Annotated in this window: 12 protein-coding genes; 1 reads left to right on the top strand and 11 read right to left on the bottom strand. The window is 60.0% G+C overall.

What is annotated here, in order from left to right; translation table 11 throughout:
- Window positions 1-4 precede the first annotated feature (4 nt).
- The 9 genes from trpA to leuC all read right to left on the bottom strand — a co-directional run bounded on the left by trpA (window position 5) and on the right by leuC (window position 10,365).
- Window positions 5-808, bottom strand: coding sequence for a tryptophan synthase subunit alpha (gene trpA, locus B7L15_RS12620; RefSeq protein ID WP_085919317.1), 804 nt, complete (start codon window positions 806-808; stop codon window positions 5-7).
- A 71-nt stretch (window positions 809-879) separates the two neighbouring features.
- Entirely contained in the window at window positions 880-2,067 is a 1,188-nt protein-coding gene (gene trpB, locus B7L15_RS12615; protein ID WP_199285239.1) for a tryptophan synthase subunit beta, read from the bottom strand.
- Window positions 2,068-2,224: 157 nt separating this feature from the next.
- Window positions 2,225-2,848 carry a phosphoribosylanthranilate isomerase gene (locus tag B7L15_RS12610; RefSeq protein WP_085919385.1) on the bottom strand — a complete coding sequence of 208 codons (624 nt, stop codon included), beginning with the start codon at window positions 2,846-2,848 and terminating at the stop codon, window positions 2,225-2,227.
- Window positions 2,849-2,862: 14 nt separating this feature from the next.
- Window positions 2,863-3,786 (bottom strand): tRNA pseudouridine(38-40) synthase TruA, encoded by a 924-nt coding sequence (gene truA, locus B7L15_RS12605; RefSeq protein ID WP_085919316.1) that lies wholly within the window; start codon window positions 3,784-3,786, stop codon window positions 2,863-2,865.
- A complete protein-coding gene (locus B7L15_RS12600) occupies window positions 3,783-5,729 on the bottom strand; it encodes a type IV pilus assembly protein FimV (protein WP_085919315.1) in 1,947 nt (648 codons plus the stop codon). The genes truA and B7L15_RS12600 overlap by 4 nt, the downstream gene beginning before the upstream one ends.
- A gap of 226 nt (window positions 5,730-5,955) precedes the next feature.
- Window positions 5,956-7,068 carry an aspartate-semialdehyde dehydrogenase gene (asd, locus tag B7L15_RS12595; protein ID WP_085919314.1) on the bottom strand — a complete coding sequence of 371 codons (1,113 nt, stop codon included), beginning with the start codon at window positions 7,066-7,068 and terminating at the stop codon, window positions 5,956-5,958.
- Window positions 7,069-7,150: 82 nt separating this feature from the next.
- The gene (gene leuB / locus B7L15_RS12590) at window positions 7,151-8,230 is read right to left on the bottom strand and encodes a 3-isopropylmalate dehydrogenase (RefSeq protein WP_085919313.1); all 1,080 of its coding nucleotides are present in this window, start codon (window positions 8,228-8,230) and stop codon (window positions 7,151-7,153) included.
- Between the two features lie 32 nt (window positions 8,231-8,262).
- Complete coding sequence (gene leuD / locus B7L15_RS12585) at window positions 8,263-8,910, bottom strand: 3-isopropylmalate dehydratase small subunit (protein WP_085919312.1); 648 nt, start codon at window positions 8,908-8,910, stop codon at window positions 8,263-8,265.
- Between the two features lie 3 nt (window positions 8,911-8,913).
- A complete protein-coding gene (gene leuC, locus B7L15_RS12580; protein ID WP_085919311.1) occupies window positions 8,914-10,365 on the bottom strand; it encodes a 3-isopropylmalate dehydratase large subunit in 1,452 nt (483 codons plus the stop codon).
- 172 nt (window positions 10,366-10,537) lie between these two features.
- Between leuC and B7L15_RS12575 the strand changes: the two genes are divergently transcribed.
- Window positions 10,538-11,416, top strand: coding sequence for a LysR family transcriptional regulator (locus B7L15_RS12575; protein ID WP_085919310.1), 879 nt, complete (start codon window positions 10,538-10,540; stop codon window positions 11,414-11,416).
- 83 nt (window positions 11,417-11,499) lie between these two features.
- Here B7L15_RS12575 and B7L15_RS12570 read toward each other — a convergent pair whose 3' ends face one another.
- Together B7L15_RS12570 and cysE are read right to left on the bottom strand one after the other, a co-directional pair.
- The gene (locus B7L15_RS12570) at window positions 11,500-12,000 is read right to left on the bottom strand and encodes a hypothetical protein (protein ID WP_085919309.1); all 501 of its coding nucleotides are present in this window, start codon (window positions 11,998-12,000) and stop codon (window positions 11,500-11,502) included.
- 77 nt (window positions 12,001-12,077) lie between these two features.
- Window positions 12,078-12,872: a serine O-acetyltransferase gene (gene cysE / locus B7L15_RS12565; protein WP_085919308.1), complete on the bottom strand. Its 795-nt coding sequence runs from the start codon at window positions 12,870-12,872 to the stop codon at window positions 12,078-12,080.
- Window positions 12,873-13,054: the final 182 nt, after the last annotated feature.

The following is a 13,054-nucleotide window of genomic DNA, read 5'->3' as shown; positions in this document are numbered from 1 at the left end:
CTTATCAGGCATCCATGGCCGAACGCATCTCGCCAAGCACCTGCTTTAACTGGGCGGCAATGGTATCCGGCGCATCGACACTCTCGGCGATGCGGTTGACCAAGGCGCTCCCCACAATCACACCGTCAGCTACCTTGGCGACTTCCGCGGCGGTTGCACCGTCACGAATACCGAAACCCACACACAGCGGCAGGTCGGTCATGCCGCGTAACGGCGTCAGGTGCTCTGCCACGTCGTCGGCATTGAGTGTCGCGGCACCGGTCACCCCCTTGAGTGACACATAGTACAGGTACCCTTCGCCGTGGGCGCATATTGTAGCGGCCCGGGCGTGGGAAGTGGTAGGTGCAACGAGAAAAATCGCCGCCAGGTCGCGCGATTTCAGAAGCGGGCCAAACACGTCCGCTTCTTCCGGGGGCATATCCACGGTCAATACACCATCTACCCCGACCTCGGCTGCCTTATCGGCAAAGGTGTCGTAACCGATGCGCTCAATGGGGTTGAGATAGCCCATCAACACCACAGGCGTAGTGGTATCGGTCTCGCGGAACTCGGCGACCATGTCGAGCAGGTCGACCAGCCGGGTGCCCTGCTTGAGCGCGCGCTCGCAGGCCTTCTGGATGACCGGGCCGTCTGCCATGGGATCTGAGAAGGGTACGCCCAACTCGATGATATCCGCACCGGCTTCCACCAGGGCATGCATAAAGCCAACGGTGTACCGGGGTGCGGGGTCTCCGGCGGTAATGAAGGGAATCAGGGCCTTGCGGCCCTGCTGTTTTAGTTCACTGAAACGCTGATCAATACGGTTCATGCTTGCCCTTAGAAACTTATGACCTGAGATACTTGTGACCTTAGAACTTATGACCCTGGAAGCTGCTGGCCCTAAATGTCGATGCCGTCAATCTTGGCCACTGTCATAATGTCTTTGTCACCACGGCCCGACAGGTTAATCACGATATGCTGATCAGGACGCATGGTGGGCGCCAGCACCTTGGCGTAGGCCAGTGCGTGGGCCGTTTCGAGGGCAGGCATGATGCCTTCCATGTGTGTGAGTTCGCGAAACGCCTCAAGCACGTCATTGTCGTTGGCGGCCACGTAATTTACCCGACCGACGTCTTTCCAGAGGGCATGTTCGGGGCCAACGCCCGGATAATCCAGCCCGGCAGAGATCGAGTGGGTATCCGACACCTGCCCTGCCTCATCCGACATCAGGTAGGTACGGTTACCGTGCAGCACACCGCGCGGTGCGTTGGAAGACAGCGGCGCCGCGTGACGCCCCGTTTCCACCCCGTCACCACCGGCTTCAACGCCATACATGGCCACATCGTCGTCTTCCACGAAGGGATAGAACAGGCCAATGGCGTTGGAGCCACCGCCCACGCAGGCAACCAGCGCATCAGGCAGGCGGCCAATCTGCTCAAGTGACTGGCGGCGTGCCTCACGCCCCACCACGGCGTTGAAATCACGCACCAGTTGGGGATACGGGTGCGGCCCTGCCACGGTACCGATAATATAAAAAGTGTTATCGACGTTGGTGACCCAGTCGCGCAGCGCTTCGTTCATGGCGTCTTTCAGGGTACGGGTACCCGACTCGACCGGAATCACCCGAGCACCCAGCAAACGCATGCGATAGACGTTCAGTTTCTGGCGCTCGACATCTGCAGCCCCCATGTAAACATCGCACTCAAGCCCCAGACGCGCCGCCACCGTGGCGGTTGCCACGCCGTGCTGGCCCGCACCGGTTTCGGCAATGACACGGGGTTTGCCGGTCTTTTTGGCGAGCAGCGCCTGACCAATGGTGTTATTCACCTTGTGAGCGCCGGTGTGATTAAGGTCTTCGCGCTTGAGCCAGATTTGCGCCCCACCGAGGGCCTGTGACCATCGTTCAGCATGATACAACGGCGATGGCCGCCCCACGAAGTGGGCAAGATCACGGTCAAACTCAGCCTGAAAGTCGGGGTCGTCACGCAGACTCAAGTAGGTCTGCTCCAACTCTTCCAGGGCAAAGCTCAGGGTTTCCGACACGAACCGGCCGCCGTAGGGGCCAAAATGGCCACGGGCATCCGGCATTTGAGTCAACTCACTGAAACGTGTCTTTGAAACGCTTTCAGAAGCACCAGTTGCTGAGACTGTCACAGGGATACCTCACAAGATCGCCAGAACAGGCAAACAATAAATGAATTCACTTTAAAACGCAGCCCGGGAAAAGCCGGGCGGACCCAGGAACTTAACGGGCGTCAGCCAACGCCACTTGACGGACAAAAGACGCCATCCTGGAAGCATCTTTACAGCCGCGCGAGGCTTCGATGCCGCCGGAAACATCCACCGCGTAAGGCCTCACCTGGCGGACGGCCTGCGTGACATTTTCCGGCGTCAATCCCCCTGCGAGGATAACAGGTTTTGCCAGCGTTGCGGGGATTCTCGACCAATCAAACGACTCACCGGTGCCGCCGGGCTTACCAGGTCGGTAAGCGTCAAGCAACAAGGCTTGTGACTGGGCATAACGCTCTGCTTCAAAGGCTAGATCGATCGTGTCGCGCATGCGCAGCGCCTTGATCCAGGGGCGGTCAAAGCCGGCACAGAATTCGGGCGTTTCATCACCATGAAATTGCAGCAGGTCCAGGTTCGGCAGACATGCCTCGACCCACTCGGCAGACGGGTCGACAAATAGCCCCACACGGCTGACAAACGCCGGGACCTTCGCTGCCAGCCCTGCCAACTGCTCAATATCGACGCTGCGCGAACTCTTCGGCCACATCACAAAGCCCAGGGCATCCACGCCTAGCGCCACCGCCGTATCGATGTCGGCCTGGCGGGTAAAGCCGCAGAACTTGATGCGTGTGCGTTGCATGGACTCAGTATTAATCACGGTGTCTCCTGGGGCTTCTTGGCAAAGGTCAGCTTTCGCCGTGCCGCCACGCGCGGGGTCTCGGGGAGTTCGCGCTCGCCGGTCCATTCGCCGGAAAAGGCCAGCAGGTTAGGCCCCAGCGGCTCTTTGGGCAACGCAAACCGCTCGTCATAGATCGAGTCGACAAAGTGCAGCCCACAGGCCGGCGCGGTGACATCGCCCATCTTTCGGTTCTTGAGCGCCAGCAGCCGTTCGATATAGTCCTCGTCCTGGGCGCCGCGACCCACGCTTGCCAGGGCACCGGCAATGTTGCGAATCATGTGGTGCAGGAAGGCATTGCCCTGGATATCGATCATGACCAGGGGGCCAAACCGTTTGACGTCGATAAAGTGCATTTGTCGCCACGGCGTTTTCGACTGACAGCCCGCCGCGCGGAAACTCGAGAAATCATGTTCCCCCACCAGCGCCTGCGCGGCTCTGTGCATGGCGTCGGCATCCAGGGGATCGCGGCACCAGGTGACGTTGTTTCGTTCCAGTACCGGGCGGCTTATCTGATTCAGCAACAGGTAACGGTAACGGCGCCCCAGCGCACCCAGCCGCGAGTGAAAATCGTCGGATACCGGCTTGACCCAGCGAACCGACACATCACGCGGCAGGTAGGTATTCGCACCAAACACCCAGGCCTTTTCCGAGCGCTGGGCAGGTGGGTCCAGGTGGATGATCTGACGGGTGGCATGCACGCCTGAGTCGGTTCGCCCGCTGGCATGGATCTGCACCGGCGCACCGGCCACTTTGCTCAGCGCGTCTTCCACCGATGCCTGCACCGAGGCGGCGTGCTTGAGTCGCTGAAAACCGCAAAAGCGCGTGCCATCGTATTCGATGCCCATCGCCAGGCGGCCGGTTAACGGTTGTGTCTCATCAAAATGGTAAAACAGCGTCATCGCCTCTTATCAACATTGCCGGGGGAGGAAGGCGCGCTATTATCGCGAGGAGTGGGCGCAAATGCCACCTCTTCAATCTCCCACTCCTGCTCTTGCTCTTGCTCTTGCGCTGGCTCCCGAGTAGCGGCAGACGCAGGCGCCGTCGATGGCGCCGCTGGCTTGCCTTCAAAATCCACGGTGGGCTGCATGGGCGTTTCTTCCCGGGCCGCGCTTTCCGAAGCCAGCGTAGGCGGCTCATAATCGATAATACACGCCCCCTCATCGCCCGGGACCGTTGTCGACTGGCTGGGTTCAGACATCGGCTCGTTGTTCACCTTGCTAGCCCCCATTGACGAAAGCATGGCCGACACAGCCTCAGGATCGGCGGGCGGCGCCAGCCATAGCGACGGCTTATGCCCGCCAGAGGTGACCTTTAACGCCAAACGCCGCTCGCCCCCCATCTCGACCAGCCCGGCCGCCTGGGTACGGGCCATGGTCGAGCGATCAAAGGGCGTCTCGTCCTTGGTATATTCCCCGTCGGTAGGGTTGGTTGGCGCCTGGCTCGCCGCCTCGCTTGCCGCGGTTGGATCCATCGCTTCTGGCGTCACCGCTGGTGCATCGTCATAAGATGCTGCCGGTGCTACCGAGGGAGACACGCGAGGCTTGCCAGCGGTCGATGGTGCAGGCTCTTGGGGGGCCTTTGCGCCCGCCGTCGACATGGTCGGCGGCGCTTCCCACTGCTGGCGACGGCGACGCATCACCACCCACAATACCACCAGCAGAACCAGCGCGAGCAGCAGCAGCCACCTCTGATAGTCGCTGACACGTTCCATGAAAGACGGCGGTTCAGCTGTCGGCGCCGACGGCGTGGGCACCGCTTGCTGCGCTGCCAGGGTTTGATTCAGCCGATCCACCTCGTCGCGAAGCGCTGAGATTTCCTCGCGCATATCCTCAAGCGCCTGCTGGAACCGCGGGCTGGGCTCAGCTTCACCGGAAGGCGCCGGTGATGACGAGGCGGACGGTGATGTCGCATTCGTCGCCGCATTCGTCGCCGCATTGGCTAGCACTCGCGCCGCACTGAGGGCAGTCGCCTCGACGGAGGGGGCTTGCTGCGAGACTGCCTGAACCTCTTGCGCAGGCTCGCTTGCGGCTGGACCGGCGTCAGCGGTCGTGGCGTTATCTGCATCGACCTCGGCCATCGCCACCGGCGCCGGGCCATTTTCATCGCGGCGCTGCCAGGCCGCGTTCATTGCCCGGATGGTTTCGGCGGCCTGATCCGCCGAACGCGCCATCACCCGCGACTCATCGGGTAACGTCAGCCGCTGAGCGGCACGCATTTCGTGGATATTACCCGAGGGAAAGGCGCTGGGGTTGGCTTCAAGCAGCGCCAGCATCATCTGCTGGACGCTGGCCTGTGCGGGCTTGGTGCGCGCCGCAACGCTCCATAGCGTATCGCCGCTGCGTACGTACGCGTCGCCCTGGGCGGTCTCAGGGGTTTGCGGCGCGGCGGGGGCATTGTTCTCGGCGGCAGGTTGAGGGGCTACTGATGCCGCCGGTTGATCGACAGCGCTGTAGTCAGGAGGATCAAACAGCAACGTAATGGCCTGGGACTGCCGGCCATCGGGGGATGCCACGGTCAGCAGCAGGTCCAGCCAAGGCGACGTAATGGGCTGGTTACTGGTCAACATCACCACGGGCTGCCCCTGGCGCTCCTGAATGCTGGCCTGGACGCCCCCCGCCATCGGTGTCCACTCAACCCCCGCGTCGGCAAAGGCATCCTGACCGGCGACGCTGACCTCAATCGCTGACGTCGAATACGCGTCGCCATCCACAAGCGGCAGCATGGCCTGCAACGGGGCCTCTAACCGGGACTGAACCTGGGCAGGCCCCAACTCAAGCGCCCAGCCAATTGACCCCACCATGCTTAGCCAAAGCCCTACGGCCAACGCGCCTAGCTGTTTCATGGATGCCCCTGTTACCAATTTAACTTTTTTATATAACTCACCACTTCATTGTGCGGCAGTTTCATGCTTTTTTACCACAGTGGCGTTTTTACCATAGTACCGTCTTTTTGGGACAAAATCCGCGCGCATAAAAAAACGGGAAGCGTTTGATTCGCTCCCCGTTTTCGTCCGCTTGGGATGCGGCTTTTTCATCCGCTTAGGATGCGTCTTTGGCCTCGGCGGAAACTTACTGCTCGCGCAGGATCATCAGCATCCGCTTGAGCGGTTCAGCCGCGCCCCACAGTAGTTGGTCACCAACGCTGAAGGCCGAGAGGTACTCACCGCCCATTTGTAGCTTGCGCAGACGGCCAACCGGCACTTGCAGCGTACCTGTCGCCGCCGCAGGCGTTAAGCCTTCGTTGGTGGCGTCTTTCTCGTTGGGAATCAGCTTGACCCACTCGTTGTGCTTGGCAATGCGGTCTTCGATCTCGTCCAGCGGCACGTCCTGCTTCAGCTTGATGGTGAACGCCTGGCTGTGCGAGCGCATGGCACCGATGCGTACGCAAAGGCCATCGATGGGGATCGGGTTGTTGTCGAGACCCAGAATCTTGTTGGTCTCAACGCTACCCTTCCACTCTTCGCGGCTTTGGCCGTTATCCAGTTTGCTGTCGATCCACGGCAACAGGCTACCGGCCAAGGGCGCACCGAAGTTCTCGGTGGGGAAGTTGCCGCTACGCATGGCCGCCGTCACTTTGCGATCGATATCAAGAATCGCGCTGGAGGTGTCTTTCAGTTCTTCGCCGACGCTATCGTGCAGCGTACCCATCTGGTTGAGCAGCTCGCGCATGTGCTTGGCACCTGAGCCAGACGCTGCCTGATAGGTCATGGACGTCATCCACTCGATCATATCGGCTTCAAACAGACCGCCCAGCCCCATCAGCATCAGGCTCACGGTGCAGTTGCCGCCGACGAAGGTCTTGGCGCCCTTGGCCAACTGTGCGTCGATCACGCCACGGTTGACCGGGTCCAGCACGATGGTCGCTTCATCTTCCATGCGCAGCGTGCTGGCCGCATCGATCCAGTAGCCTTTCCAGCCTGCACTGCGCAGGTCCTTGTAGACCGGCTTGGTGTAGTCGCCGCCCTGACAGGTGACCACCACATCCAGCGCCTTGAGCGCCTCGATATCAAAGGCGTCTTTCAGCGGAGGGACGTCCACACCGATGTCGGGGCCGGGCTGGCCAACCTGGGAAGTGGTGAAGAACACCGGCTCGATGCCGTTGAAATCACCATCTTCCTGCATACGCTGCATCAGCACCGAGCCGACCATGCCGCGCCATCCCACGAAACCGACTTTCAACATTATGAAGTCCTCCTGCAAAGAATGAGTACTTGCATTATACACGATTCTTAATGGTGGTTTTATAAGCGCGAAACCGAGGGTTTCACTGCTTGGCAAACGCCGCCAGCACCGCATCGCCCATGGCGTCGGTACCGATGGTCTGCATACCTTCGGAAGCGATATCCGCGGTGCGCAGGCCGTCATCCAGCACGCTGCCCACGGCGGCTTCGATACGCTCGGCCATGGCGTTTTCACCCAGCGAGTAGCGCAGCATCATGGCCACAGAGAGCATCATCGCCAGCGGGTTGGCAATGTTTTTACCGGCAATGTCCGGTGCACTGCCGTGGCAGGGCTCGTACATGCCCTGCCCGCTTTCATTGAGCGAAGCAGAAGGCAACATACCAATGGACCCCGTGAGCATGGCAGCAGCGTCGGAGAGAATATCGCCGAACATGTTGCCGGTCACCACCACGTCAAACTGCTTGGGCGCACGCACCAGCTGCATGGCGGCGTTATCCACGTACATGTGCGACAGCTCAACGTCCGGGTACTCCGGTGCCAGCCGCTCCATGACCTCACGCCACAGAATCGTCACTTCCAGCACGTTGGCTTTATCCACCGAGCAAAGCTTCTTGCCCCGCTTCTGGGCCATTTCAAAGGCCACGCGACCGATACGCTCGATCTCGCTTTCGGAATATACGTAGGTATTAAAGCCTACCCGCTCGCCGTTGCGCTCTTCGATGCCGCGGGGCTGTCCGAAGTAGATGCCGCCGGTCAGCTCGCGGACAATCATGATATCCAGCCCGGCCACCAGTTCAGGTTTCAGGCTCGAGGCGCTGGCAAGCTGTGGGTAGAGCATGGCCGGGCGAAGATTGCCGAACAGCCCCAGGTTTTTACGCAGGCCCAGCAGGCCTTTTTCGGGCCGCTTGGATAGATCTTCAATCTTGTCCCATTTGGGGCCACCCACTGCCCCAAGCAGGATGGCACTTGCGGCCTTGGCTTTATCCAGCGTCTGCTCAGGCAATGGATCGCCGTGGGCATCGTAGGCAGCGCCGCCAACCAGCGCTTCATCTACCTCGATATCCAGCCCGGCGTCTTGGCAGGCTTTCAGCAAGCGCGATGCCTGGGCAGCAATTTCAGGGCCGATACCGTCACCCGGCAGTAATAGAACCTTATGTGTCATGCAACGTCCTTAGCATTTATTGAAGCGGTGACTTACGCAGGTTGGCGGAACAACCAAGGCCGTTCCTGGCGATGGCTTTCCTCAAAGCGTCGAATGGCGTCTTCGTCTTTCAAGGTCAGGCCAATATCATCCAGGCCTTCCAGCAGGCAGTGCTTGCGGAACTCATCGACCTCGAACTCAAGAATTTCGCCGCGATGGGTAATCACGCGCTGATTCTCCAGGTCCACGTCCATGCGGTAGCCTTCTTTCGCTTCCACTTCATCGAACAGGCGATCGATCGTGTCTTCGTCGAGCGTGATGAGCAGGATGCCGTTTTTGAAGGCGTTATTATAGAAAATATCGGCGAAGCTGGGCGCCACCACCACCTTGAAGCCAAAGTCTTCCAGCGCCCAGGGCGCATGCTCACGGGAGCTGCCGCAACCGAAATTACGCCGTGTCAGCAGTATTTCGGCCCCCTGGTAACGTGGCTTGTTCAACACGAAATCGGGATTCAGCGGCCGCTGCGAGCAATCCTGCTCTGGCTCGCCTTCATCCAGGTAGCGTAGCTCGTCAAACAGATTGACCCCGAAACCGGTCCGCTTGATCGACTTCAGAAACTGCTTCGGGATGATCAGATCGGTGTCCACGTTGGCGCGATCAAGAGGCGCGACGACGCCTTCAAAACGTTCAAACTTTTTCATGGCTTAGGCCTCCTGAGCGTGGGTTGCGTCGTTCGCGGGCAAGGTGCGCACATCGACAAAGTGGCCGGCAATCGCCGCCGCTGCCGCCATGGCGGGGCTCACCAGGTGAGTGCGACCGCCGTAGCCCTGGCGCCCTTCAAAGTTGCGGTTGGAGGTCGAGGCACAGTGCTCGCCCGCCCCCAGTTTGTCGGCGTTCATCGCCAGGCACATGGAGCAACCCGGTTCGCGCCATTCAAAGCCCGCCTCGATGAATATCTTGTCCAGGCCTTCCTCTTCCGCTTGGCGCTTCACCAAGCCGGAGCCGGGCACCACCATGGCCAACTTGATGGAGTCGGCGATTTTATTGCCCTTCGCCACCTTGGCGGCTTCGCGCAGATCTTCAATGCGCGCATTGGTGCAGGAGCCGATGAAAATCTTGTCCAGCTTGATATCGGTAATTTTCTGGTTGGCCTGCAGGCCCATGTACTCAAGCGCACGGGTGTGGCTGCGCTGCACGGTTTCATCCGGCGCGGCGTTGGGGTCGGGCACCTGGCCGGAAATACCGGTGACCATTTCAGGGCTGGTGCCCCAGCTCACCTGGGGTTCGATGTCTTCGGCTTTCAGGGTCACCACGTTGTCGAAGACGGCATCCGGGTCGGAAACCAGGTTGCGCCAGTCTGCCACGGCGGCTTCCCACTGCTCGCCGGTCGGCGAGTAGGGGCGGTTGCCGATGTAGTCAATCGTGGTGTCGTCCACGGCAATCATGCCGACCCGCGCACCCGCCTCAATGGCCATGTTGCACACGGTCATGCGGCCTTCCATGGACAGCGACTCGATGGCGCTACCGGCAAACTCGATGGCATAGCCGGTGCCGCCCGCCGTGCCAATCTTGCCGATAATCGCCAGCACCACGTCTTTCGCGGTCACGCCCAGGCCCAGCTCGCCTTCAACCCGCACCTGCATATTCTTCATCTTCTGGGTCAGCAGGCACTGGGTCGCCAGTACGTGCTCGACTTCCGAGGTGCCGATGCCGTGGGCCAGCGCACCAAAAGCACCATGGGTGGCGGTGTGAGAATCGCCGCAGACGACGGTCATGCCTGGCAGGGTTGCGCCCTGCTCCGGCCCGACCACATGAACGATGCCCTGGCGCGGGTCGTTGATGCCGAACTCGGTGATGCCGTATTCGACACAGTTGTCGTCGAGGGTCTGCACCTGGATCAACGACACCGGGTCTTTAATGCCGCTATTGCCCTGGGAACGCTCGATCAAGGTGGTCGGCACGTTATGGTCAGTGGTCGCGAGGTTGGTATCCAGGCGCCATGGTTTGCGGTTCGCCAAACGCAGTCCTTCAAAGGCCTGGGGCGAGGTCACTTCGTGGAGCATATGGCGGTCGATATAGATCAACGCGGTGCCGTCATCGCGCTGCTTGACCAGATGCTGATTCCACAATTTGTCGTAAAGCGTTTGACCTGACATGTGCTTCTCCCGGGCTAGGCCCTGCTAGTTCATAGCGGCAGCTTTTTGGCGCTGCTTTTTTAACGTGTGGTAGGAGTGTCACGCGGCTCGAAGATAAAAGCAATTCATGTTATTCATAGTTTAGATTCCAAACTGGAATACAAGACACTTTGCCAAGTGGATAAACGACGCGATGGACACCCAAAGCCTTCAAGCCTTTTTGGCCGTAGCCGACACACAAAGTTTCTCCCGGGCGGCTGAACAGCTTCACCTGACCCAACCGGCGGTGAGCAAACGCATTGCCACCCTGGAATCTCAGGTAGACGCACGGCTATTCGACCGCATTGGCCGGCGCATCGCGTTAACCGAGGCGGGTAGCGTGCTTCTTCCCCAGGCCAGGCAAATTCTGTTCACGGTAGAAGACAGCCGCCGGGCGCTCGCCAACCTGTCCGGCCAGGTGGGCGGGCCCCTGACGCTCGCGACCAGCCACCATATTGGCCTGCACCGTTTGCCGCCGGTATTAAAGCAGTATACCCAGCGCCACCCGGCGGTGGCGCTGGACCTGCACTTTCTTGATTCGGAATTTGCCTATCAGGGCGTGCGCGATGGCTCGCTGGAAATGGGCGTGGTCACCCTGGCGCCCCACCCCGTGGAGCAGTTGCATGTCGTGGAGCTCTGGCGTGACCGGCTGTGCTTTGTCTGCGCGACCGACCACCCGCTCGCCGCCCAGCAACGCGTGCTGTCACTCGCCGACCTGTGCCAACACAACTGCGTGATGCCAGGGGCCAGAACCTTTACCGGCTCGCTGATCGCCCAACGGTTTGAACAAGCGGGGCTTGAACTGCCGGTAAGCATGGCGACCAACTACCTGGAAACGCTCAAGATGATGTGCAGCGTCGGGCTCGGCTGGAGCCTGCTGCCCGAAAAGATGATCGACCACGATCTGGTGGAGCTCAAGGTTGCCACCGCCCCGCTCCACCGTCCGCTGGGTTATCTGGTTCACAACAACCGCACGCTCTCCAACGCCGCCAACATGATGATCGAGGCACTGGAAGAGAGCAGAAGCGAATAACCGACGTCTAGGTGCATCCGCGCGGTAATGCCAGGCTTGGGTGCCAGGGAAAAGGGTTGGCGCGCCAACCCCTCAGCTCACGCCTAATCGCCGAAATAGGCCTGGTAGTTCACTTTCAGCAACGAACTGTCCTGCCCCATCGACATCAAAAAAATCCTCACCTTGCGGTTGCCCTCGACCCAGGTCACGCTGGCTTTTCGCATGATACCTGCCTGGGTGGTTTCGGCATCCGCTTCTTCCCCATATTGCTCGCGCAGGTCGTTCGTCAGCGCCTCCACCAGCCCCAGATTGGTCTCGAAATCTCGCGCGTCGTCCAGCTTGAAGGTGACCTGGGTAAGTTGGCCGTTCATGAAGTAAAACTGCTGAGTAAATATCTCGCCGGCTAGCGCCACATCATCCTTGCGCACTTCTTCTATCGCCGTGGTGGCCAGGCGACCACCATCCTCTACCCGGTAGGCCCCATCAACCGCGTGCAACACCTCCTCTACCGTCATCCCGGCGTTGGTCGGCCCCCAAAGCTGCCCTGCAAAGGCAAGGTTGGGCAACAGTAACAAGAGCATGATGCCCGTGATTAATGTACGCATTAGTAATCCTCCATGAGTTTTGTTGTTGGTATTCTGACTAACTGCCTTGGCAGGTGGCCACCTCTCGTCGGCAGCGGTCAACTATTGCCTGCCTGTTCACAGCGTTGATCCATGCAAATAGCGGGGTGCTCGTTGCCTGGCTTACCGACGACTCGTGCCGGGACACCGACGACGGTTGTACGCGGCGGCACATCCTGAAGCACCACGCTGCCTGCTCCCACCTTGGAGCCAGCGCCTATGCGGATATTGCCAAGCACTTTGACACCTGCCGACAGCAGGACGCCACTCTCAACCTTGGGATGCCGATCCCCTTCTTCTTTCCCCGTGCCACCTAGCGTTACGCCCTGAAGCATGGACACGTTGTCGCCAACCACCGCCGTCTCACCGATGACGACGCCATTGCCATGGTCGATGAAGATGCCATCACCCAAGACGGCAGCAGGGTTGATATCCACAGCAAACACTTCGGAGACCCGGCTCTGCAGATAGAGCGCCAGAGACCGCCGCCCTTTCATCCAGAACCAGTGGGACACCCGATACGCCTGCAAGGAGTGAAACCCCTTGTGATTCAGAAAAGGATTCGCCAGGCCATGCGCCGCCGGGTCACGGTCAGCGGCCGCCGCCAGGTCATTGCGGATCGCCTTCCTGATGTCGGGGGAATCAGCGAAGGCTTGAGAAATCACCTCCCGGAGGCTCATGGCCGGGAGATCAGGGGAGGAAAGTTTGCCCGCAAGCAGGTAGGACAGCGAATCTTCCAGCTCGCAATGGTTGATCACCGTCGCATGCAGGTAGCTCGCCAGGATCGGCTCTGACCCTGCCAGAGCGCGCACCTCTTCACGCAATGTCTGCCAGGTAGCGTCTTCGATCTGCACGTGATTTAACCTCCTGATGCCTAAAACTGACGTATTTCGGATCCTCGATGGCCTGGCAAGGGCAATAGCGTCGGCCAGCCTTCAAGTTCTTCCAATGTATCGAAGACGTATTCCTTCGAATGGCTAGGTGAGGCCGTCTTGAACGGCTCAACCTTCTGAAAGCAGGCGTGAATGCCTTGCCC

The sequence above is a fragment of the Halomonas sp. CSM-2 genome (assembly GCF_002119345.1).
In the GTDB taxonomy this organism is placed as follows: domain Bacteria; phylum Pseudomonadota; class Gammaproteobacteria; order Pseudomonadales; family Halomonadaceae; genus Vreelandella; species Vreelandella janggokensis.
This window is presented reverse-complemented; position numbering and strand designations above follow the sequence as displayed.

Excerpts from the sequence above, each read along its gene's own strand:
- trpA (WP_085919317.1), bottom strand. The coding sequence starts at position 808 with ATGAACCGTATTGATCAGCGTTTCAGTGAACTAAAACAGCAGGGCCGC.
- trpB (WP_199285239.1), bottom strand. The coding sequence starts at position 2,067 with ATGCCGGATGCCCGTGGCCATTTTGGCCCCTACGGCGGCCGGTTCGTG.
- B7L15_RS12610 (WP_085919385.1), bottom strand. The coding sequence starts at position 2,848 with ATGCAACGCACACGCATCAAGTTCTGCGGCTTTACCCGCCAGGCCGAC.
- truA (WP_085919316.1), bottom strand. The coding sequence starts at position 3,786 with ATGACGCTGTTTTACCATTTTGATGAGACACAACCGTTAACCGGCCGC.
- B7L15_RS12600 (WP_085919315.1), bottom strand. The coding sequence starts at position 5,729 with ATGAAACAGCTAGGCGCGTTGGCCGTAGGGCTTTGGCTAAGCATGGTG.
- asd (WP_085919314.1), bottom strand. The coding sequence starts at position 7,068 with ATGTTGAAAGTCGGTTTCGTGGGATGGCGCGGCATGGTCGGCTCGGTG.
- leuB (WP_085919313.1), bottom strand. The coding sequence starts at position 8,230 with ATGACACATAAGGTTCTATTACTGCCGGGTGACGGTATCGGCCCTGAA.
- leuD (WP_085919312.1), bottom strand. The coding sequence starts at position 8,910 with ATGAAAAAGTTTGAACGTTTTGAAGGCGTCGTCGCGCCTCTTGATCGC.
- leuC (WP_085919311.1), bottom strand. The coding sequence starts at position 10,365 with ATGTCAGGTCAAACGCTTTACGACAAATTGTGGAATCAGCATCTGGTC.
- B7L15_RS12575 (WP_085919310.1), top strand. The coding sequence starts at position 10,538 with ATGGACACCCAAAGCCTTCAAGCCTTTTTGGCCGTAGCCGACACACAA.
- B7L15_RS12570 (WP_085919309.1), bottom strand. The coding sequence starts at position 12,000 with ATGCGTACATTAATCACGGGCATCATGCTCTTGTTACTGTTGCCCAAC.